Genomic DNA, 21,095 nt, shown 5'->3' on the forward strand with positions numbered 1-21,095 from the left:
TCAAAATAGTCTCATTTGTAGAATTGAAACGATTCTCTAATGCTTCTGATTCATATTTGTACTCATAAACATTTAAAATCAAAAAAAATGAAACGATCAAATACAGTAGTACTTACAATTTTTATTATCATACTTAATGTTTCAGTTTGCTTATCTCAAACAGATACAGATAGATTGAATGTATTTCTTGGTGAATGGAAAATAGATCTCAGTCCGCAGGACACTACAGATACCAACTTTGCGATGATGCGAATTGATAAAATCAATAGTAAAACAGTAAAAGGCACATTTTATAGGGAAGGAGTAAAAATTACCGAGGGGAGAGTGAACACCCAATTAAATACTGTCTATGTTGCCTTGGTATCTGGCGACAACAGTGGTAGCTATAATACTGCATTTTATTATAAAGATGGAAAATTATATGGTTCTACACATTCTATCGACAAGGATTTTCTAGCCGTATGGATCGCAGAAAAGAAGAACTAATCATGAAAAACATTGTACTTATTATGTTTGCTTTCAACTTATTTGTTGGCTATGCTCAGAGAAATTATGGGACACCTATAAATGACGAACTACCTCAAGAGTTAAAAGAGCTTCGTAAAGTAATTGAGGTAACCAACTTCCCTAAGAAAATTGATCCTATACAAATAGATGATCAATACTACTGGAAACACAATACGGCTATTTTGTGCAAAGAAAGTCAGATACAAATTATAGAATACGGGGCCTACCTCTTCTACAACGATAAATGGAACTTGAGAAAAAAATACCCGTTGAAAGAGCTCAACAAAAAATTTGGAACGAAAAAACAAATAATGCTGCAAGCGCATCCGTATACATGGACAAATAATTGGAGGGTAGATAAAACACTATACGCTGGATGGGCCATGTGGTACTTTATCGGAATTACCAAAAGTGGAGAAAAAGTCTGCGGATACCAAAGGATCCAAACTACAGATCAACTTCTAAATTAACAACTCATGAAAAGCATAAAATTCATATTGATCTTGTCCATACTAATACTGTCAAAATACCAGTGTTGGTCTCAAGAATTTAAATTAGACATAAAGAACTCCAAAATATCCTGGACAGGTAACGCAGCCTTTAGCAGTTATTCACTTACCGGAACCTTAAAAGCAAAAAGTGGTATCCTAAAAATGGACCAGAAAACAATTACCAATTTAAAGGTTGTAATTGATATGAAAAGTCTAAACCATGAAAATAAAGATCTGAGAAGGCATCTCAAAAGTGAAGATTTTTTTGAAGTAAATAAATACCCCACATCCGAATTCAGGTTAGAACAATCGACTTCGGTAGATAAAGGTACCTTGTCTGGATACCTTGTCATAAAAAACCAAAAACATCAAGAAGACGTCCCAATAACGCTCCTTATCGAAAAAAATCAAATTTCTTTTATTTTCGAATTTGATGTTGATCGTACTAAATATAGGATTAATCACAACTCGCCAAGTATTTTTAAAAAGCTAAAAGAAACTGCAATTGCCGATAATTTCAAATTAAAAGGACGATTAGTATTTAGCAAGTAATTCTTGTACTAAGAAACCTTTATTCTAATTAAAAGTCTTCCGAAATGCCAATGGTGATTGGTTGGTTTTATTTTTGAATAATTTGGTGAACGAAGCAGGTCGCTCAAAGCCCAGGTTATAAGCAATTTCACTCACAGAGAGTTGAGTAACCGAAAGCTGTTCTTTTGCTCTATCAATGATCGTATTCTGGATATGTTGTTGGGTACTCATTCCGGTTAAAGATTTCAGCATGCTACTCAAATAGTTGGGAGAAAGCGTTAATCTGCTAGCAACATATTCTACGCTCGGTAGTCCTAGTTCTACTAGATTATCTTGATCAAAATACTCAGACAGTACAATTTCTAATTGCTCCAAAACATGGTGATTCGATTTGTTTCGGGTGATAAATTGTCGCTCATAAAAACGTTCTGCATAATTAAGCAATAACTCCAACTGAGAAATAATGATTTTCTGACTGAATTTATCAATGTTTGCCTGGTATTCAAGTTCAATATTCTTTAAAATACGTATCATCATCTGCTCTTCTTTTTCTGACAAAAACAAAGCTTCATGAACAGAATATCCAAAAAATCCGTAGGATTTAATCCTTTTAGCCAGGGATGTATTCCAAATAAAATCAGGATGGATAAAGAGTAACCATCCTGATGGTTTTTTGGATCCTATATTTGGGTTTTTATCCATACTCATCACTTGATTTGGCGAAATAAACGTCATCAACCCTTCGTTAAAATCATACTTCTGCTGGCCGTAGAAAAACTTATAAGGCACATTGCGTTTCAAACCAATAGAATAATACTCTTGTACTAGTTTTATCCCTTTAACATCTTTTGGATATTGCACCCGACTATACTCCACCAAACTAATCAGTGGATGTTCTGGTGCGGGAAGGTTTGCAAAATTATGATAGTCGCTTATGGTCGAAAGTCGATGTATTGCTGCCATTATAGTAAAGGTATGAATTCACAGTTAATTTTACACTAGACAAGCATCCCTCCAGAAACTTCAAGTCGCTGAGCATTTACCCAACTTGCTTTGTCCGAACATAAAAAGGCCACTACACCTCCAATATCTTCAGGTTCGCCGACTTTGCCCAAGGCAGTTATCTGCGAAATAATCGCCCTCTTTTCTTCATTATCGCGATTCACTCCTCCTCCAAAATCTGTAGCAATAGCACCCGGTGCTACTACATTTGCGGTGATTTTTCGATTTCCCAATTCCTTTGCCAGATACCTGGTAAACACCTCGATTCCACCTTTCATCATGGCATAGACAGAAGCTCCCGGGAAGCTAAATCTGGCCAAACCACTCGAGATATTGATAATACGACCTCCTTCATTGATAAAAGGTAAAGCCGCTTGAGTCAAGAAAAATATACTCTTCAAGTGTATATTCATCATTTCATCAAACTGAGTTTCTGTAGTATCTTTTACCAAGCTATGCAAGCCTGTACCTGCATTGTTAATTAAGAAATCGAAATGTGTATTCCCCTGCGTTTCTTGGAGGTAAGCGGCTACCTCATCTATGAATTCTTTTCCTGAAAGTGGTTTTGTTGCATCATATTGAAAAGCTTTAGCCTTTGCTCCTAACGCTTCAATTTCAGAAATGACTTCGTTGGCTTTGGCTACATTTTGATGATATGAAAAGATAATATGAACTCCGTCTTTGGCTAAATTTAATGCCATATCTCTTCCTAATCCACGGCTACCTCCTGTGATAATTGCTATTTTTTGACTCATCTTTATTGTTTTTAAAAATTACAATACAAAGTTGAGCCAATTCTAGCATCGTTTTTTATCCAAATCTTCGTTTGTGTTGCCGATATCTACTATTTTGTTTGGCAAGTACACAATCGAAACATATTGGTGGTAGAAGTTAACTTGTCGCCAACTTTGGACAAGGTATGGGTTTGATATCCATCAAAATACTTGATCACGATCTTATCATCGATGACTTCATAGGTTCCTGCAACGTTGAGCTTATCACCCAAATTAGGAGATCGATCTACCCACTCTTGTTTGACTAAATCCAAAAATAACTTGCCTCCTTTTTTGAATTTCAAAACTGACCCAAATGTTCCATCGGGCATTTCACAGGTATATTCGCCAGTAATATCATTACCACCACAAGCAGGGACTAATGCAAGGATTAAAATTGCCATCAAAAACTTTCTCATCGATACGTATAATTTTAAATTAACAATTGACTGTACTTAAATGTAATCGTTTTTAATAATCCGGCTGACCACAAAAGAAATAATCTACAAAATGCTTCTTGATATTTATAAATCCAAGGCAAAATCACTCAAATCCCATAACAAAAAGGGTTTTGTCTATAGACAAAACCCTTTATCATTGCGCCACCTATCTTATTGATTAAAAATACTGTCCAATACCAAACACAAAACCATTGGTAGCATCCTCGGTAACTCCGTACCCATAATCGATTCTAAAAGTGGCATTAAATATTCTTTTATGTATAAATCGTAGTCCTACCCCAGGATACAATCGAAAGTTTTGAGAATCTCCAAAATCTCCAAAATCTCCACCAGGATTTCGCCAACTTCCCCCATCGATAAACATATTACTTTGCAGTACAAACCAATCTTTTTCGTACAACGTATGTCTATATTCTGTATTTAATACAATCACTCCAGTTCCTCGATCAATGGTATTTCCTACGCCTCGAATATTTAAGTTATTATCCACTGCAAAAGGAGCAAAGGGAGAATCATCATTAGACGCCAGACCCAAGCGAAGTCTCGAGGCCCAGTTTCCTTTTTTTCCTATACGAGCATGATACAAAAAGTCATTCCACCAAATGATAAAATCAGGGAGTACATTCTGTGTACTAATCACATATTGCGCATTAAACGTACTTTTAAAACCTGAAACATATTGATAATCATAATCCAAATTATCGTACTCATAAATAAGCTTGAACAAGAGTTTATTCACATCAAAATCCTGAGGAATCCCTTCTGCAGTCACTCCTCTTTTGTATTCGTAATCCTCATTAAAGTAATTTACCCCGAGTTCTATTCTATTCTGAAAGTTGAACTGATACAGACCTAATAATTCATATGAAGTGTTGTTATACTTATAATCTGCGGTTCCATTCTCTAAAAACACCGGTTCTTCGGTAGTGAGGTTACTATAATTTAAAGCCAATCCAAATTTCTTACTAAACAAAAATGGAGCTCTTAAATTGATTCCATAGGAACTATAAATATCATACTGATACAATCCTCCCAAGGTAATATTACGACCTAATAGATTAAATTCGTACAATCCCAATCTGAAGGCAAACTCGTCATCATTAGTAGTATAAAGATTAGCAGAAGGGATGATCGTAAAGTTTTCTTCAACTCCATAAACCACTTGATATCCTTCTTCTTTTTGATGCACTTGATAATAGGCATGCGCGATAGAAGGTAATCTTTTTAATCGTTTGATATCTTCTTCAATAAGCAACGAATCCAATGTAGCTCCTTTTTTATAGAGCTCAATTTGAGTAGTGCCGAAGTCTTGGTCTTTTTATTCCCTTGAATAACAATTTCTGAGATGGTATTCTCCTGGGCTTGACCAAAAAAGCAATACAATAGGGTAAGTAAGACAAGAATTAGTCTTTTTCGCATTTAGTTCGATTTGTATGAAGCAATTTTATCACAAATGTAAGTCTTATTACACTCTAAATCAAAAATATTGGCCAATCCCAAAGGTAATTCCGTTGGTAGCATCATCACCAATACCATAACCATAATCCAATCTAAAAACAGCATTAAAAATACGTTTGTGAATCAAACGGATTCCTAAACCAGGATAAAATCGCAAGGTGCTGCCATCTACTAATTCTACCAGATCTCCTCCTGGATTACGCCATGTTCCTGTATCAATAAAAACATTACTCTGCACTACAAACCAACCTTTTTCGTAAAAGGTGTGGCGATATTCTGTATTCAAAACAATGGCTGCAGTACCCCTATCAATGGTGTTTCCTGCACCACGAATATTCAATTGGTTATCTACAGCAAAAGGAGCAAAAGGAGTATCGTCATTTGATGCATAAGCCAATCGCAGTCGGCTTGCCCAGTTCCCGAGTTTTCCGACTTTTTTGAAGTATTCAAAATCATTTCTTCCGATAAAAAAGTCGTTGAGTAATCCTTCGCCACCAGTTACGAAACGTACATCCAACAAACTTCTAAAACCTGACACATACTGATAGTCGATATCAATATCATTATACTCGTATTCTCCTCTATATGTGATTTTATCTGCCGTAAGCCGAGTTGGAATTCCCAAAGGCAGATCACCTTCCAGAAAATCATATTCTTCGCTGGCGATGTTAATCCCGACTTCAGCTCTATTGTGAAAATTAAATTCGTATAACAGATTTGCTTCAAAAGTCTTGGTATCAAATCGATAATTTACAGTGTTGTCATTTTCGAAGAAAACAGGTTCTTGAGAAACCAGGTTTTTGTAATTGATCCCAAATCCAAACTTATTGGTAAAAAGGTAAGGAGCTTCCCAATATCCTCCATACGAATCAAAGACATCTCGTTGATAAAATCCACCTAAAATCTGATTTCTTCCTAATAAATTAAATTCGAAAAGCGAAACCCGAAACGCAAACTCATCATTGTTATCGGTAGCAATATTGATCCCAGGAATTATGGTGAAGTTTTCTTCAATAGTATAGGTAATCACATAATCAGATCCTTCTTTTTGCAGCTCTGACTCAGCATTGGCGACTCCCGGAAGTCTTTTTAGACGTTCTATATCGGTAGCTACACGTAACGAATCATAGGCAGCACCCGGTTTTACCTTAACTAATTTTCTTATAAAAGATTCCTTGGTTCTTTTTAGTCCATTAATGCGTAATTCTGCAACTACCGCATCTTGAGAAAAAGCACAACAAGACATCAAGAAAATCAGAGAAATTAGGATCTTCTTCATAGCAATTTTTTTGTACTGCTATAGACGAATGAGTATGGTTTAGCTTACAAGATTATGGGATAAATCAAGGCTGAAATTGCCTTTGAAGCAAAAGATTGACCCAATTATCCTCGCTCACTCCCATCAATGTATATCCATAGTCTTCTCCTACCTCTAAAGTAGGTGGAGTATCTCTGGTAATGTTAAGGACAACATTATCTAATTTGTAGTATTGAAATTGCCTTTCGAAAGTATATGTACCTGATAATAGTTCGTCATTACGATCAGAAACGACTTGAAAATAGATCTTGTTATCATCAAAAACCCCATCATTCCAACTAAATATTGGCATCCCTGCAACTCCTGTATCAATGGTTACTTGATCACTAAATTCTGTAGGTTTTGTAAGATGTTTCAGCCGAATCGGATTAGAAATATGAAGAACTTCATTTTCAAAAAAGGTGATGATCACCCATTTTTCATTGTCTGAAATTCTATTGAATTTTTTGAGATATCCATTAAAAAAATCAGTAGGAGCTATAGCTACGCTGCGGTAGGCGGTAAAATCATTTTTATCCACATCTAGAGAAGAAGTTTCAAAATATCTGATATCTGTGGCTCCAGGTCTGGGATAAAGATAGGTAATGGTTTCATTTTGTTGGTCTGGAGATGAGCTGGCGCAAGCAATCACATTATCAATTTCTATAGTATTGATAGCTACCAGAGCAGCCAATGTATTGTCTGCAACCTGATCATCATCACTTTTACAGGAAAAGAAAAAGATGATCACCAAACCGATACTATATGATAGATATCTATTCAATTTTATATAAAGATCTAATTAATGCTTCTGCGGGTTTATTCTGAATGGTAAAACGATTATTATTATTCCCACCAACATCATCATGATTGTGATACCATTTCCATAAAAATCCTCCAGCAAACCATTTTTCTTGCCAAAATTCTTCATACAATGCTGATAATGCATTGTTTTGCGCTACCAGATTAGTTTGTCCCTGATTTCTACTCGAGTCCCAGGGTTCTTTGCCTGTATAATGGATACTTCGATATCCAAATTCTGTAAACAAAACAGGCTTTTTTATTTTATCTTTTAAAGCTACAATCTTTGCTTTATGTCTTTGCCAACCCGACTTTAGTTCTTCTATACTTGGCGTATGACTATCTGAGACAGGAAAGTATGCATCTATCCCTATATAATCCAACTGGCTCCAAAAAGGAGCTTTTTCAAACTGATCCCAGTTCTCGGCATAGGTCAACTCTCCCTTATAAATACCTCTGATTTCTTTGATTAAATCGTTCCAATACTTTGGTCTGGTTTGCACGAACGTATGCAGCTCGGTACCGATACATAGGATAGGTACTTTCATTTCCTGAGCTAAACTGGCGTATAAAAGAATAAAGTCCTTGTATGATTTCTCTAATTGTTTCCATTGTTCTTCAGATTTCATGTTAATATTACCAGTAAACTCGCCTCTCCAAACCCAGATCTGTGGTTTTAACATCACCTTTATACCTCGGGCGTTAAGTAGTTCTATGGTTTTTTTGGCACCATCCCTTCGTTCTCCCCACCATTGCCTGTCGATATTAAATACCACAGTCGGTGTTTCCAGATTTCTAAGAAACCCAAAAGGCATCACCGCAGCCCAATTGGCATTAAGTTGTACCACGGGATCGATAGTTTCAGGACCTATCTCTTGTGGAGAGCCAACAAAACTAATCCCATTAATCTTGTTTTGCTGACCCGAACATCCACTTACAATGATTGTAAAAAGCAGTAAAAAAACCTTTTTCATTCGTTTTTTTACTGCTGAAAATACAATTTTATTAGAATACGGCTCTTAAACCTATATTAAAAGTTTCACCCAATCCAGTGTTTCTTCCGTCTACAAAATTGGTATATAACGCCTCTATGTTTAATTCGTTCGTAAGTTGATACTTTGCTCCACCTCCTAGTGCTGTAAAGCTTTGATCAAAATCATTCCCCAGATCCACTAATTCTGAATGCTGAGCTAAAGCCAATACCGTAAATTTTGAGCTTGGGAAGTAACTAAAAAATACTCCCGGAGTTAAACGCAAGCTGTTGTTTGCGAAACTATCTTCTTCCTTTCCGAAGTTCAATTCAGAATTGAGCTCAGTAAATAATTGGAACTTATTTCCTGGAAACGTATAATCATAGAAGAAACGATTTTGCCAGATAAATCCATTTTGATCAAGAAATACTCCTCCCCCTTGATTAACAGGCTCAAAGTCCTCAGTTTCGTTATCCACTAATGGGATAAAAAATGAACTTTGGATCGAAAAATTATTTACATTTTTCAAAGGAACAAACTTTACCGATGGTGCAATCGAAGTAAATCCAGACCTTGCCGTACCACGTTCTCCATCAAACTGAAAAACTTCTAGCGCACCTCTATCTGCTACTACATTTGATCTAAACTCAAGGATAACTCCTAAATTCCATCGCTTGTTATTCCCAACACCAGTATATGCCTCTACCGTCGAAGTAAAGAATGTTTGTCTGGGTTCGTCACCATCGGTAAAAGTACTTTCTGTTTGCGTATATAGGTTATTGAACCATTTAATATCGTATTGACCTTTACCTATTAATTTTGAAGGTGTTAATGTTTGAATTACCGAACCTCCCTGATCATCTTCGTCTTGTGCAAATCCTACAGTGATCGCGAACAAAAGTAAAAAAGTGGTTACGATGTTTTTAGTTGATTTCATTTTTTGAGTATTTATCATATTACTAAAACACACAGGGCATATCACTCCCTAATTTTAACAACATGTAGTTAATTATTATGATTATTTATTTGATTGCATTTAAATTCCAGTTGTATGGGTAGTAAGAGATCTTAGCTTTGGTAGGAATCTTTTCTTTTCTGAATTGATTTACATAATCAATTTCTGACCCGTTATGTGTAAAATCTTCTTTGTACCACTCAAAGATTTGAGACAACTGTACTTTGTTTCCTTTTACCTTGATAAACCTTGGGTTATTAAGTGCCTTGGTCGTTTGACGTTGTAATTGTTTATCTAAAGACTCAGGGGTATATGCTTCAGAAATAATTGGGGGACATCCTAAACCAGCACATACCAAAGAAAAGTGAAATCGAGCTTCTTTTGGAAAATTCTTACGAAGGATCTTATTCTCCAAATCATTAAGCGTGGTTTGCTTACCTCCTAGATTGTAGGTGGTTTTATCAAAAAAACCTTTAATGCTCAACGGTGATTTTACTGGATATTTATTCGTCACTCCTTTTATCACTGCCAAATTATACGCATTAATATAAAAGGCTTGAAATGTTTTAGGCTCACTTTTCGAAACTCGAATTTTTGCGGCCTGATCGATCAATTCATTTAATGAAGAGGGGTCTTTCTTGATCTCTGTATAGTTTACTCTACCGTTAACCACATAGGTTTTAAAAAATGCGTCTGCCTTTTTGAAAAACTCCGACGTACTTTGAGAAAACCCTAATTGGGAGATCAACAATATTGCGATAATGATTACTTTTTTCATGAGTATTCTTTTTGTCTATTTATCCTTTATAATGAAGATAAATCCTAATTTTCTACAATTCTTGATTACCTTGGCAACGGTCAATCAGTCGCACCCAAAATGTGCTGCTTACAAATAAATTTTGATTTTGTTCAATTTGTTTTCTACAATCAGAAACAAAGTGAACCATGTTCGATTTAGTTCTCGTTCCTTACAAACTCAATTGTTTTTAGACTGATTCTAAATTATTTGAAGCTCTTAAGTTCTTATATTTATGTACGACTTACTTTGGGAAGTTTTCACTTCTCATTAAAAATTGACAATCAACAACTATCACTTATGGAACACATCGTTATTATCGGAAATGGTATTTCGGGGGTCACTGCTGCTCGGCATATTCGTAAAATGTCTGACAAAAGAATCACCATCATTTCTGCCGAAACAGATTACTTCTTTTCCAGAACAGCGTTGATGTATGTATATATGGGGCATATGAAGTTTGAACATACACAACCCTATGAAAATTGGTTCTGGGAAAAGAACAATATCGAACTTAAACAAGGTTTTGTATCTCAAGTAAAGCATGAATCCAACGAATTAGTCTTTAATTCTGGAGAGACCATGAGCTACGATAAGCTTATTATCGCAGCAGGTTCAAAACCCAATAAGTTTGGATGGCCTGGTCAGGATTTGGATGGTGTTATGGGAATGTATCATAAACAAGATCTGGAAAACCTTGAGAATTACGCTCCTGATAATAAAACATGTAAAAGAGCTGTAGTAGTAGGTGGTGGATTGATCGGAATCGAATTAGCAGAAATGTTACATTCTAGAAGTATCCCAGTTACTTTTTTGGTAAGAGAAGATAGTTTCTGGAATGGTGTATTACCCGCTGGAGAGAGCGCAATGATTAACAGACATATTCTAAATCATCATATTGACTTACGATTAGGAGTTAACCTGAAAGAAATTTTGGCCGACGAAAATGGTAAAGCCAGAGCGGTCGTTGTACAAGAAACCGGAGAAGTAATTGATTGTGATGTTGTTGGATTAACTGCCGGAGTATCCCCAAATATTGATTTCTTAAAAGAATCTGGGATAGAACTAGGGCGCGGAATCAAGGTAAATCGGTTTTTAGAAACCAATATCCCTAATATCTATGCTATTGGAGACTGTGCAGAACAACACGAATCCATTGGAATGCGAAGACCTATTGAAGCCGTTTGGTATACTGGACGTATGATGGGCGAAACGGTAGCACAAACAATCTGCGGAAATCGAATTGAATACAAACCTGGACATTGGTTTAATAGTGCAAAATTTATGGATATTGAATATCAAACTTATGGTTGGGTATTTGGTAGACAACAAGAATACGAACAACAATTTCATTGGAAACATGAAGACGACACCAAATGTATCACCGTATCCTTCAATAAGGACACCAAAGAATTTTTGGGGATCAACACTTTTGGGATACGAATGAGACACGAGGTTTTTGATCGTTGGCTGACCGAAAAAAGAGATGTGGATTATGTTATGACCAATCTGGCCGAAGCTAATTTCGATCCAGAATTCTACAAAAAACATGAATCCCAAATTCTTTCGGCTTATAACAGTCATCAATTTCAAACCGCATAAGCTTCAAAAAATCAAAACAATAAAAGTCTTTTGACTAAAAAATATTAGAAATGAGTAATAAATTAAATCATAGTATGTCTCTTGCAAGCCCAGATGCCAAGGGAATTACAACCAAACAAAAAGTAGCACTAGCTATTGGCTTTGTAGGAATGTTTATCATGATACTAGCTCTTGCCAATACCAATTTTCCCAACAAAGGAATATTTTTAACTGCTGCTTTGGGCTTGATTACCCTGGGTACTGTTTTATTTGCCAACAATGCCTATCTCACCAAGCTTGAAGGAATCAAAAATGACGGTGTTTGGTTCAAGTCAATGTCTTCTCGAGGAGTATTAGGGTGGCTTACGGGAGTAGTGCTTACCGCATTTTATATCGTGTTGTACTTTTATCCAGAATTATTGGGAATGGGTACAAACGGAGAAGCCAATACAGGATTGATTTCACTTTTTGATCCTTTGAGTAATTTATTAAGTGGCAGACCAGCAAGCCAGTGGTTCGTGTATGGAACCTTATACACTATAGCTATTCTTGCTTTTGGATATAAATTCATTCTGAAATACAGACATAACAGATACCAACAGTTACGAACCGTTTCTGTAATGTTTTTTCAATTAGGTTTTGCCTTTTTGATACCCGAATTTATGTATGTTATGAATTCAGACGTGCCTTACTACGATCTTAAGAATATGTGGCCATTGAATTATTATAACTTTGATCAATACAGAATAGACGCCTTTATCAAGACTGAAACTATTGGTCTTAGTCTATTAGCACTTGGTATATTATCCATTTTTGTAATTTCTCCATTCCTTACCTATAAATATGGGAAAAGATGGTATTGCTCATGGGTCTGTGGTTGTGGTGGATTGGCTGAAACTGCGGGAGATGCGTTCAGGCAATTATCCAGCAAAAAAGTAAGCGCATGGAAATTAGAAAGATGGTTAATTCATACCGTACTTGTTTTTTCTGTGGTAATGACTACCGCCGTCGTGTATACCTATTTAGGATATGACCCCAAAAAGTATTGGCTAACAAAAGATGTATTCTTGATTAGCGTTGCCGTTTTCTTGACCCTTGTTTTTGCCGGAGTTTTATTATTCAAAAGAAAAGAATTAGGTAAAGACGCCAGATATGGTGCAATAGGGTATTTTGCAGTGATCATTGCTCTAGTAGTGATGCATTTTTCCGGAACTACAAACGAAGTATTTTTAATTAAGGCCGGAACGATGAGATCTGCTTACGGTTTATATATCGGTTCCATATTCTCTGGAGTAATCGGTACAGGGTTTTATCCCATACTAGGTAACCGTGCATGGTGTAGATTTGGTTGTCCTATGGCGGCAATTCTAGGATTTCAACAACGATTATTCTCAAAATTCAGAATTACTACAAATGGAGGACAATGTATTTCTTGCGGAAACTGTTCTACCTATTGTGAGATGGGAATTGACGTACGATCTTATGCCCAAAAAGGAGAGAATATTGTACGATCTAGTTGTGTAGGTTGTGGAATTTGCTCTGCAGTATGCCCAAGAGGAGTACTGAAATTAGAGAATGATAAGTTAGAAGGTAGAATCAATCCTACAGAAGTTTTATTAGGTAATGATGTGGATTTGATGAATTACGTAAACAATAAATAAGCATACATACTGGAATACTTTCTTCATACAAATGCCACATCCAAAAATTAGGTGTGGCATTTTTAATTCATTAACTTTAAAAAAAATGTTAGTATCCCGATTAGCTTTCGTCTAATGCAGTGTTGTTAACTAATACATCATGATTCATAAATCGCTACTTCTCATCTTAGCCGTTGCATTTTCTGGCCTCACTGCGTTTTCGCAAAAAGAATATCATTACGATTTTTACGCAGATGGTACTGTAAAAGCCGAAGGTTGGTTAAAAGATGGAGTTAAAGTAGATTTTTGGCATTTTTACTATCCCAATGGTATTGTTTCTAAAGAAGGACACTTTAAGAATAACGAGAAACATGGCTATTGGTATTATTATTCTAAAACCAAAGAATTAGTAAAAGAAGGTCATTTTATTAATGATAAAGCCGAGAAATGGTGGATTATTTACGATATTGCAGCCGGAATAACGCGAAAATACCAATATAAAAACAATAAAAAAGAAGGATATTGTCTACTGTATAGAAACAGCAAACTTTTCAAAGCAGAACGTTATGTAAATGATATTAAAACCGGTGAGTGGACCGACGTTTTCAGCTTTAAAAGAGACAACCCCAACGCTTCATTATAATGCCACCAATCATAAAAGTAATCATACCAGCTTTTAACGAAGAAGATTCTATTGCTCATGTTATTAAAGAAATTCCTGACATCGTTCAGGAGGTAATCGTAGTGAGTAATAATTCTACAGATCATACAGAAAGTGTGGCAAAAAATGCTGGAGCCACAGTGCTGAAAGAACCTCAAAAAGGATATGGTTTTGCTTGCTTGAAAGGGATGGAGCATATCGCAGCACAAGAAATTAAACCCGAAATAGTGGTGTTTTTGGATGGTGATTACAGCGATTATCCCGAAGAACTTACAAAAATTGTCAACCCCATAATAGAAAAGGATATAGACCTTGTGATCGGTGCCAGAGTAAAAAATCTGCGAGAATCTGGTTCTATGACTTTTCCGCAAATATTCGGTAATTGGCTAGCAACCAGTTTGATGAAACTTTTTTTAATGCAAAATTTACCGATCTTGGTCCTTTCAGAGCTATTAAGTACGACAAACTTCTTGACTTAGAAATGGTAGATAAAACCTATGGTTGGACTGTAGAAATGCAACTAAAAGCATTAAAAAAGCATTATAGTTATACCGAAATCCCAGTTCGCTATAAAAAGAGAATTGGTGTCTCAAAAGTTTCAGGAACCATAAAAGGTGCTATATTTGCAGGCGTTAAGATTTTAAGTTGGATTTTTAAATATAGCTTTTCATAATGGATATTGCTATCATTATAACGTATACATTGGCCCTACTCATTATTTTTATGTATAGTTTGGCACAACTGAATCTGCTTTCTAATTATTTAAAAGCACGAAAGCAACCTGATAATGCTCCCACTTTTGATTTTTCCAATCCAGAAGAAATCCCTCATGTTACTGTACAGTTACCTGTTTTTAACGAATTGTATGTGATGGATCGTTTACTGGATAATATCGCAGAGTTAGAATACCCAAAAGACAAACTAGAAATTCAGGTACTTGATGATTCCACAGATGAATCTGTGGTTTCTACAGCTGCTCATATCGAAAAACTTCAGAAAACAGGATTAGACATAAAGCATATCCGCAGAGAAGATCGATCTGGGTTTAAAGCCGGAGCCTTGAAAGAAGGACTTAAAATTGCCAAAGGAGAGTTTATTGCCATATTTGATGCCGATTTTTTACCTGGTAAGAAATGGTTATTACAGACGATTCCTTATTTCAAAGATGAGAATATCGGAGTGGTGCAAACTCGATGGGGACATATTAATCGAGATTATTCGATGTTGACCAAAATTCAGGCATTTGCTTTGGATTTCCACTTTACAATGGAACAGGTGGGAAGAAATTATAAAGACCACTTTATCAATTTTAATGGTACCGCAGGAGTTTGGAGAAAGAAATGTATAGAAGATGCTGGAAACTGGCAAGGAGATACACTTACCGAAGATCTTGATCTTAGTTACCGTGCCCAGTTGAAGAAATGGAAATTTAAATATCTAGAAGAAGTAGAAACCCCTGCAGAATTACCGGTAGTGATAAGTGCTGCGCGTTCACAACAATTTAGATGGAATAAGGGTGCTGCGGAAAACTTCCAAAAATTATACTGGAAACTACTTAAAGACAAGTCGGTTCCTTTCAAAACTAAGTTTCATAGCTTTTTCCACTTACTAAATAGTAGCATGTTTTTGTTAGTATTATTGGTAGCTGTGTTAAGTGTACCGGTGATGTATATCAAGAACAGCAACCCAATGTTTAGCTGGTATTTTAATGTGATTGCCTTCTTTGCGTTGAGCACCGTAATCTTTTTCTTTTGTTATTGGTTCACTTTCAAAAAAATACATGGAAAAGGATTCTGGAATTTTATGGAATACATCAAAATGTTCTTTACTTTTTTCTCTATTGCAATGGGATTTTCTGTTCACAATTCGATGGCAGTACTTGAAGGTCATTTTGGAAAGAAAAGTGAATTCGTACGTACTCCAAAGTTCAATGTAAAATCATTAAAGGACTCCTGGAAAGGAAATAAATATATCAACAAAAATATTTCGGGGAATACGATTATAGAAGCCCTGCTGATGGCCTATTTTGGCTTTGCATTGTATAGCGCATTCGAATTGCAGGATTTTGGTCTGTTTTTATTCCACATCATGTTATTCCTTGGTTTTGGTTTTGTATTCTTTAAGTCGGTAACCTCTAAGCTATAATGTTACAACAATGGAAATACCATAAGTTTTCCATACTTCTTGTTGTAATGGGGTTATTGTTTTATTGGAGTTTTGCCTACCAACTGGTTCGCACTGATTTTGTAAAAATGATTTTCCTTTGGGGAGGCTTGTTTGTTATATACTATAAGCTCATCCAGGAAAACACTACTCAATGGAGATTTCTTGCCATTGCTGCTTTATTTTTTCGATTGGTATTTTTGTTTGCTATCCCTAATCTATCACAAGATTTTTATCGTTTCATCTGGGACGGAAGAATGCTATTAGAAGGATACAATCCTTACCTATCCTTACCCGAAGTTTGGGTTGCCCGGGGTAATGCTCCTATCGATCAGGCTGCAGAGCTCTATGCAGGTATGGGAACACTAAATGGAAGTCATTTTACTAACTATCCCCCTATAAGTCAATTAGGCTATTTGATTGCTGCAATTTTTGCCAATAAAAGCATTCTAGGCTCTGCTATGGTATTTAGAGCGCTACTTATTTTGGCTGATGTCGGCACCTTTTTCTTTGGAAAAAAGCTATTAGCATCACTCAAAATACCGACACATCATATATTCTGGTATATCTTAAATCCATTTATCATCATCGAACTTACCGGAAACTTGCATTTTGAAGCCATTATGGTGTTTTTCTTGGTTTGGGCCTTATACCTTTTGCACAAGGGATATTGGTATTGGGCAGCAGTCATTTTTGCATTTTCTATTTCGGTGAAGTTAATTCCTATGCTTTTCTTGCCAATATTCTTTCAGAAGTTTGTTTTAGCGCAGAAAGAGAATCAAAAATCGAAACCTCTCCAAGGGCTATTGAGATTAACAGGGTTTTACGCTATAGTTTTAACAACGGTAGTCTTGACTTTTGCTCCCTTTTTATCCGAAGCTTTTGTACAAAACTTTACCAAAACCATTAGTCTTTGGTTTCAGAATTTTGAATTTAATGCCAGTATTTACTTTATCATACGCTGGATTGGTTATCAAATTGTAGGTTGGAACGTAATAGAAACTGCTGGTAAAATCCTTCCTTTGATAACTATAAGTATTCTTTTGATCCTCACATTTTTCAGAAAAAACAAATCCACACCACAAATGATCACAGCAATGGTGTTCGGTATTTGTGCATATTACTTTTTATCGACCACAGTACATCCATGGTATTTGGCCGTACCATTAGCATTATGTGTGTTTACCAAGTATAGATTTCCGGTAATATGGTCTTTCACCATTATATTTAGCTATACGGCTTATATTCATCCTGATTTCAAAGAAAACCTATGGATGGTAGCTTTAGAATATCTAATTGTTTTTGGATTTTTAACCTGGGAAATTTACAAGATGCGAGGAAACAAAACTCATGAGGCACTTACAACATCTTCAAATTGATCACTTCTTGTTCGGTTAGTTTTCTCCAATGACCGCGAGGCAAGTCTTTCTTTGTTAGGCCACCAAAAATTACTCTATCCAATTTGATCACATCATATCTGAAATGCTCAAAAAGTTTGTGTATGATATTGTTTTTTGTAGAGCTCAATTGGATTCCTATTTCTTTTTTTGAAGCACCTTCGATATAAGAGATTTCTTCAACTTCGATATAACCCTCGTCTAGCTTCACACCATTTTGAATCTTCTCGATGTCTTCGAACTTAAGATTTCTATCCAACTCTACATGAAAAATCTTTCGCACATCGGTATTATGATGCGTTAGTTTTTTCTCCAGGTCAACATCATTAGTAAACAACAACAAACCTGTAGTATTGCGTTCTAATCTCCCTACAGGCTTAAGCTTAACTCTTGAAGCGTTTGCCACAAGCTCCATAACCGTTCGGTTTTTCTCTGGGCTTGTTGTGGTGATAAAACCTTTGGGTTTGTTCAATAAGATATATTCTTTCTTCTCGGGTGTGATGAGACGACCATCAAACTTTACCTCATCGGTAAGCTTCACCTTATAACCCATCTCGGTCACTGGTTTTCCATTTACCCATACACTTCCTGTTTGGATATACAGATCTGCTTCTCTTCTGGAACACACTCCAGAATTAGCTACAAATTTATTGAGTCGAATCTCATCAGATTCTTGTTTTACCACATTCTTTGGTTTCCTTGCAGGCGCACCACTTTTGGAAGATGGTTTTCTTTTTGAATTACTCCCAAATTTCCCTCTGTTATTTCCTTTGCCAAAATTACCTCCTCGACTCATGTATTTATTTTTGTGCAAAGATAGTTCTTTAGAAACAAGGAAAACAACTATTCTTCATCAATCCACACCGTACTTTGTCGTTCGCGATTTACACTTAGCTGCGTCACGTCTGGTCTTGAGTAATGCCCTACCGGGTCAAAGTTTTGTCTTTCTTGTAATACTCTGTTAAAATCAAGTGTTTCTATCAATAATCCTTCTGTATGCAATACAGGCTCCATCAACCATTCGCCATCTGGTCCGGCAATACAAGATCCTCCGTTTCCTAAAATCTCCGGAGCATTCTTTAGAATTTCAGTAAGATGCGGAGTGTCTTTCGGGAAATCATCTTTTCGCATCAAGCTCGATACGGATATTACATATGATCGGGATTCTCTCGCAATAAAGCGCGTAATGTCTTTGGTATTATAATCACTTCCTGGCCAAACAGCAATATGCAGATTCTCTCCCTGACCATATAAAGCTGTTCTAGGTAAAGGCATCCAGTTTTCCCAACAATTCAACCCTCCAACAGTAAATGCTTTAAGAGGGTGTACTCTTAGGCCATTTCCGTCTCCTGGCGCCCAGGTTAATCGCTCTTCGTAGGTAGGTTGTAACTTTCTGTGCACCGACTTGATTTCTCCCTGTTGATTAATATAAACTAAAGAAGCATACAAACTATGGCCACCTCTATCCAAAGGGCGTTCTATGATCCCCAGATAGACCGCCAAATTATGTTCTTTGGCAATGGTACAGACGTTATCCAGATCTCCCTGTTCAATTACAACAGCGTTTTGAGCATAGTGCGCATGTATTTCTTTCTGTACGACACTATCAAATTGAGCCCCATCGGTGAGAGAAACCCAAAAAGGATACCCTGGTAATAAAGCTTCTCCAAAAATGATTAATTCGGCTTTTTGAGCTGCAGCTTCTCGCATCGAGTTTTCAATTTTTTGCAAGGTCCCTTCTTTGTTTAACCACACTGGTGCTATTTGCGCCAAAGCGACTTTTAGTAATTGATTTTCCATTAACTAGTTTTAGCTTTTTTAATTAAACTTTGATCAAAAATCTACTGATCCTTTCTTCATGCATCATTAGAGAAACCCTAAGATTTCATTAACAATAAATTAACATGTAAAAAACTGATTTATAGTGATTTAAATTCGTTTTTAAGAAATTCAAAAAAAGCACTTCTTAACATTAAGGAAACATTAGAAAGGTCTGAAAAACGAAAAATTCGCATCGTTTTGAATCCTTTACTAAGAATACAGCAACACTAAAATCTATTCTACTATTAACCTCGAAAAGTAAACATATAAAAAGTATGTTTTAATCAAAGTTTAATTTACGTTAAAACCCACACATTTTAACTTAAACGTAATCCTAATGACACGTTCTAATAAACTCCAAATCTCAAAAAACATCTACACTAGATCTAAATTTGTCTTGTAAAACAAAAACAACAATATTTATTTAATAATCTCAAATCTTAAAACCCAAAAACAATGAAAAAGTTAGCCGTAGTAGTATTAGCAATTGTATTAGGAACAAGTTCATTATTTGCTTCTAATGAGAACCCTACTAAAAATGCTGAAAAAGATCTAAGAAATCAAATAGCAGTATTATTAGAGAGACCAGAAATCAAAGTAGAAAAACAAGAACTAACAGCTGATATCGAATTTGTTTTGAACAACAAAGGAGAAATCGTAGTACTTTCTGTAGATGCAGAAAAAGAAATCATTGAAGATTACGTAAAAGCAAGATTAAACTATAAGAAAGTGGATCTTGAAAATGTAAAAATCGGAAACAAGTTATTCCAATTAACTTTAAAAATCGTAAAGCCACAAGCGTAGTTTTCGATCAACAAAGAACAAGAAGAATTAAAGCAGCTGTGGTTTTTTACTACAGCTGTTTTATTTTACCAGAGAATTCGATCCAAAATCATATTGACATCGATAAGAACAATACTAAAAGTACCAGCGACAATAATTAATTTCAGGATATTGTGTAACCAAACATAATGTGTTCTCCCTTTTGATATCCAAAGCGCAAGTAGCAAAATAAAAAGTAGTGCCACACAGAGATAAAAATACAAATACATATACCCAATCTCATAAGTGGTTAACAAGAGGTAGATAGGCCCACAAGAAATCAAAATAAGGACACTTATGATTCGTTTTGAAGTCAATTCTCCATAGGCTACAGGAATGGTTTTATAATTTTGTGCCATATCCCCTTTCAAGTTCCCCAAATCCTTTATCATTTCTCTAATCATGAGCATCAAAAACAAAAAGGTAGCATGAACAAAAATGACCTCATCAAAGTTCCTGTAATAGATAAAAACCGCAAAGAATGGAATAATGGCGAGTATAGATGCCACTGTATTTCCAACAATTGGAAATTTTTTTAGTTTATGAGAATAGAACCAAATTGCAAAGATGTAAAGCGAAAAGAAAGCCACCGCCCTAAAAGACACATAGCTTGCCAATACTACTGACAAAAAATTTAAAAGAAAATACCCTGTAAGTTTAGTCTGCTGACTTACCAAACGATCAAGCATGGTCTTTTGAGGCCTATTGATCAAATCTTTTTCTTTGTCGTAGAAGTTATTAATGATATACCCTCCTGCAATTACTCCAGCAGACGCTAATACAATCACAAAAAGATTAGGATCAAAAACAACATTTCTCAGCTTGATATGAGGAGCCAGAATAAAAATAGAGGTAAGATACTGAGCGATGATGATGATTAGAATGTTATAACCACGCACCACAGAAAACAAACTCAATAGTTTTAAAAAAAAGAGTTTATTTCTCCTACTCAACAACATGAGTTAAT

22 protein-coding genes and 1 pseudogene are annotated in these 21,095 nt (G+C 35.7%); 10 read left to right on the forward strand and 13 right to left on the reverse strand.

From position 1 onward, the window contains the following. The first annotated feature begins 87 nt into the window (after positions 1 to 87). Genes AC0L3Q_RS21980 through AC0L3Q_RS21990 form a run of 3 tightly spaced genes read left to right on the forward strand, consistent with a single transcriptional unit; the run spans position 88 to position 1,550 of the window. Positions 88 to 486: a hypothetical protein gene (locus tag AC0L3Q_RS21980; protein ID WP_473282960.1), complete on the forward strand. Its 399-nt coding sequence runs from the start codon at positions 88 to 90 to the stop codon at positions 484 to 486. Positions 487 to 488: 2 nt separating this feature from the next. Next, on the forward strand, positions 489 to 977 hold the full coding sequence (locus AC0L3Q_RS21985; protein ID WP_473282961.1) for a hypothetical protein: 489 nt from the start codon (positions 489 to 491) through the stop codon (positions 975 to 977). A 6-nt stretch (positions 978 to 983) separates the two neighbouring features. Continuing rightward, positions 984 to 1,550 (forward strand): YceI family protein, encoded by a 567-nt coding sequence (locus AC0L3Q_RS21990; protein ID WP_473282963.1) that lies wholly within the window; start codon positions 984 to 986, stop codon positions 1,548 to 1,550. Positions 1,551 to 1,574: 24 nt separating this feature from the next. Here AC0L3Q_RS21990 and AC0L3Q_RS21995 read toward each other — a convergent pair whose 3' ends face one another. From AC0L3Q_RS21995 to AC0L3Q_RS22040, 10 genes are all read right to left on the reverse strand, one after another. After that, entirely contained in the window at positions 1,575 to 2,492 is a 918-nt protein-coding gene (locus tag AC0L3Q_RS21995) for a helix-turn-helix domain-containing protein (RefSeq protein WP_473282965.1), read from the reverse strand. A gap of 35 nt (positions 2,493 to 2,527) precedes the next feature. Next, the gene (locus tag AC0L3Q_RS22000; RefSeq protein ID WP_473282967.1) at positions 2,528 to 3,286 is read right to left on the reverse strand and encodes an SDR family NAD(P)-dependent oxidoreductase; all 759 of its coding nucleotides are present in this window, start codon (positions 3,284 to 3,286) and stop codon (positions 2,528 to 2,530) included. Between the two features lie 89 nt (positions 3,287 to 3,375). Then, complete coding sequence (locus AC0L3Q_RS22005) at positions 3,376 to 3,723, reverse strand: hypothetical protein (RefSeq protein ID WP_473282969.1); 348 nt, start codon at positions 3,721 to 3,723, stop codon at positions 3,376 to 3,378. Positions 3,724 to 3,922: 199 nt separating this feature from the next. Then, entirely contained in the window at positions 3,923 to 5,029 is a 1,107-nt protein-coding gene (locus AC0L3Q_RS22010) for a BamA/TamA family outer membrane protein (protein ID WP_473282971.1), read from the reverse strand. Then, positions 4,990 to 5,184 (reverse strand): hypothetical protein, encoded by a 195-nt coding sequence (locus AC0L3Q_RS22015; protein WP_473282972.1) that lies wholly within the window; start codon positions 5,182 to 5,184, stop codon positions 4,990 to 4,992. The genes AC0L3Q_RS22010 and AC0L3Q_RS22015 overlap by 40 nt, the downstream gene beginning before the upstream one ends. A 58-nt stretch (positions 5,185 to 5,242) precedes the next feature. After that, positions 5,243 to 6,502, reverse strand: a complete 1,260-nt coding sequence (locus AC0L3Q_RS22020) for a POTRA domain-containing protein (RefSeq protein ID WP_473282974.1) — start codon at positions 6,500 to 6,502, stop codon at positions 5,243 to 5,245. A gap of 64 nt (positions 6,503 to 6,566) precedes the next feature. Continuing rightward, positions 6,567 to 7,304, reverse strand: coding sequence for a hypothetical protein (locus tag AC0L3Q_RS22025; RefSeq protein WP_473282976.1), 738 nt, complete (start codon positions 7,302 to 7,304; stop codon positions 6,567 to 6,569). Next, entirely contained in the window at positions 7,297 to 8,295 is a 999-nt protein-coding gene (locus AC0L3Q_RS22030; protein ID WP_473282978.1) for a glycoside hydrolase family 113, read from the reverse strand. Before AC0L3Q_RS22030 ends, AC0L3Q_RS22025 begins: the two co-directional genes overlap by 8 nt. A gap of 31 nt (positions 8,296 to 8,326) precedes the next feature. Continuing rightward, positions 8,327 to 9,229 carry a hypothetical protein gene (locus AC0L3Q_RS22035; RefSeq protein ID WP_473282980.1) on the reverse strand — a complete coding sequence of 301 codons (903 nt, stop codon included), beginning with the start codon at positions 9,227 to 9,229 and terminating at the stop codon, positions 8,327 to 8,329. A gap of 85 nt (positions 9,230 to 9,314) precedes the next feature. Further along, the gene (locus AC0L3Q_RS22040) at positions 9,315 to 10,025 is read right to left on the reverse strand and encodes a DUF547 domain-containing protein (RefSeq protein ID WP_473282982.1); all 711 of its coding nucleotides are present in this window, start codon (positions 10,023 to 10,025) and stop codon (positions 9,315 to 9,317) included. A gap of 318 nt (positions 10,026 to 10,343) precedes the next feature. On the opposite strand from AC0L3Q_RS22040, the gene AC0L3Q_RS22045 reads away from it, so the two are divergent. From AC0L3Q_RS22045 to AC0L3Q_RS22070, 6 genes and pseudogenes are all read left to right on the forward strand, one after another. Next, positions 10,344 to 11,645, forward strand: a complete 1,302-nt coding sequence (locus AC0L3Q_RS22045) for an NAD(P)/FAD-dependent oxidoreductase (protein WP_473286998.1) — start codon at positions 10,344 to 10,346, stop codon at positions 11,643 to 11,645. A 50-nt stretch (positions 11,646 to 11,695) separates the two neighbouring features. After that, a complete protein-coding gene (locus AC0L3Q_RS22050; RefSeq protein ID WP_473282984.1) occupies positions 11,696 to 13,285 on the forward strand; it encodes a 4Fe-4S binding protein in 1,590 nt (529 codons plus the stop codon). 139 nt (positions 13,286 to 13,424) lie between these two features. After that, positions 13,425 to 13,907, forward strand: coding sequence for a toxin-antitoxin system YwqK family antitoxin (locus tag AC0L3Q_RS22055; RefSeq protein ID WP_473282986.1), 483 nt, complete (start codon positions 13,425 to 13,427; stop codon positions 13,905 to 13,907). Then, positions 13,907 to 14,598, forward strand: a pseudogene (locus AC0L3Q_RS22060) (glycosyltransferase family 2 protein). The gene AC0L3Q_RS22055 and the pseudogene AC0L3Q_RS22060 overlap by 1 nt, the downstream one beginning before the upstream one ends. Beyond that, a complete protein-coding gene (locus AC0L3Q_RS22065; protein ID WP_073321248.1) occupies positions 14,598 to 16,070 on the forward strand; it encodes a cellulose synthase family protein in 1,473 nt (490 codons plus the stop codon). Before AC0L3Q_RS22060 ends, AC0L3Q_RS22065 begins: the two are co-directional and overlap by 1 nt. Before the next feature lie 47 nt (positions 16,071 to 16,117). Further along, positions 16,118 to 17,467 (forward strand): MptA/MptB family glycosyltransferase, encoded by a 1,350-nt coding sequence (locus tag AC0L3Q_RS22070; protein ID WP_473282987.1) that lies wholly within the window; start codon positions 16,118 to 16,120, stop codon positions 17,465 to 17,467. Here the strand turns inward: AC0L3Q_RS22070 and AC0L3Q_RS22075 are convergent. Then, positions 17,448 to 18,299, reverse strand: coding sequence for a pseudouridine synthase (locus AC0L3Q_RS22075; protein WP_473282989.1), 852 nt, complete (start codon positions 18,297 to 18,299; stop codon positions 17,448 to 17,450). The genes AC0L3Q_RS22070 and AC0L3Q_RS22075 overlap by 20 nt on opposite strands. Before the next feature lie 29 nt (positions 18,300 to 18,328). Further along, positions 18,329 to 19,285, reverse strand: coding sequence for a carbon-nitrogen hydrolase family protein (locus AC0L3Q_RS22080; RefSeq protein WP_473282991.1), 957 nt, complete (start codon positions 19,283 to 19,285; stop codon positions 18,329 to 18,331). Positions 19,286 to 19,762: 477 nt separating this feature from the next. Between AC0L3Q_RS22080 and AC0L3Q_RS22085 the strand changes: the two genes are divergently transcribed. Then, positions 19,763 to 20,110, forward strand: coding sequence for a hypothetical protein (locus AC0L3Q_RS22085; protein WP_073321235.1), 348 nt, complete (start codon positions 19,763 to 19,765; stop codon positions 20,108 to 20,110). 65 nt (positions 20,111 to 20,175) lie between these two features. On the opposite strand, the gene AC0L3Q_RS22090 is transcribed toward AC0L3Q_RS22085, so the two are convergent. Continuing rightward, on the reverse strand, positions 20,176 to 21,084 hold the full coding sequence (locus tag AC0L3Q_RS22090; protein WP_473287000.1) for a geranylgeranylglycerol-phosphate geranylgeranyltransferase: 909 nt from the start codon (positions 21,082 to 21,084) through the stop codon (positions 20,176 to 20,178). Positions 21,085 to 21,095 lie beyond the last annotated feature (11 nt).

Source organism: Aquimarina sp. KJ22-3, from assembly GCF_055808215.1.

Bases quoted from the DNA above. Each gene is read 5' to 3' on its own strand.
- AC0L3Q_RS22005 (WP_473282969.1), bottom strand. From the start codon at position 3,723: ATGAGAAAGTTTTTGATGGCAATTTTAATCCTTGCATTAGTCCCTGCT.
- AC0L3Q_RS22065 (WP_073321248.1), top strand. From the start codon at position 14,598: ATGGATATTGCTATCATTATAACGTATACATTGGCCCTACTCATTATT.
- AC0L3Q_RS22085 (WP_073321235.1), top strand. From the start codon at position 19,763: ATGAAAAAGTTAGCCGTAGTAGTATTAGCAATTGTATTAGGAACAAGT.
- AC0L3Q_RS22080 (WP_473282991.1), bottom strand. From the start codon at position 19,285: ATGGAAAATCAATTACTAAAAGTCGCTTTGGCGCAAATAGCACCAGTG.
- AC0L3Q_RS22030 (WP_473282978.1), bottom strand. From the start codon at position 8,295: ATGAAAAAGGTTTTTTTACTGCTTTTTACAATCATTGTAAGTGGATGT.
- AC0L3Q_RS21980 (WP_473282960.1), top strand. From the start codon at position 88: ATGAAACGATCAAATACAGTAGTACTTACAATTTTTATTATCATACTT.
- AC0L3Q_RS22050 (WP_473282984.1), top strand. From the start codon at position 11,696: ATGAGTAATAAATTAAATCATAGTATGTCTCTTGCAAGCCCAGATGCC.
- AC0L3Q_RS22000 (WP_473282967.1), bottom strand. From the start codon at position 3,286: ATGAGTCAAAAAATAGCAATTATCACAGGAGGTAGCCGTGGATTAGGA.
- AC0L3Q_RS22015 (WP_473282972.1), bottom strand. From the start codon at position 5,184: ATGCGAAAAAGACTAATTCTTGTCTTACTTACCCTATTGTATTGCTTT.
- AC0L3Q_RS22035 (WP_473282980.1), bottom strand. From the start codon at position 9,229: ATGAAATCAACTAAAAACATCGTAACCACTTTTTTACTTTTGTTCGCG.
- AC0L3Q_RS22070 (WP_473282987.1), top strand. From the start codon at position 16,118: ATGGGGTTATTGTTTTATTGGAGTTTTGCCTACCAACTGGTTCGCACT.
- AC0L3Q_RS22055 (WP_473282986.1), top strand. From the start codon at position 13,425: ATGATTCATAAATCGCTACTTCTCATCTTAGCCGTTGCATTTTCTGGC.
- AC0L3Q_RS21985 (WP_473282961.1), top strand. From the start codon at position 489: ATGAAAAACATTGTACTTATTATGTTTGCTTTCAACTTATTTGTTGGC.
- AC0L3Q_RS22045 (WP_473286998.1), top strand. From the start codon at position 10,344: ATGGAACACATCGTTATTATCGGAAATGGTATTTCGGGGGTCACTGCT.
- AC0L3Q_RS22040 (WP_473282982.1), bottom strand. From the start codon at position 10,025: ATGAAAAAAGTAATCATTATCGCAATATTGTTGATCTCCCAATTAGGG.
- AC0L3Q_RS22020 (WP_473282974.1), bottom strand. From the start codon at position 6,502: ATGAAGAAGATCCTAATTTCTCTGATTTTCTTGATGTCTTGTTGTGCT.
- AC0L3Q_RS21995 (WP_473282965.1), bottom strand. From the start codon at position 2,492: ATGGCAGCAATACATCGACTTTCGACCATAAGCGACTATCATAATTTT.
- AC0L3Q_RS21990 (WP_473282963.1), top strand. From the start codon at position 984: ATGAAAAGCATAAAATTCATATTGATCTTGTCCATACTAATACTGTCA.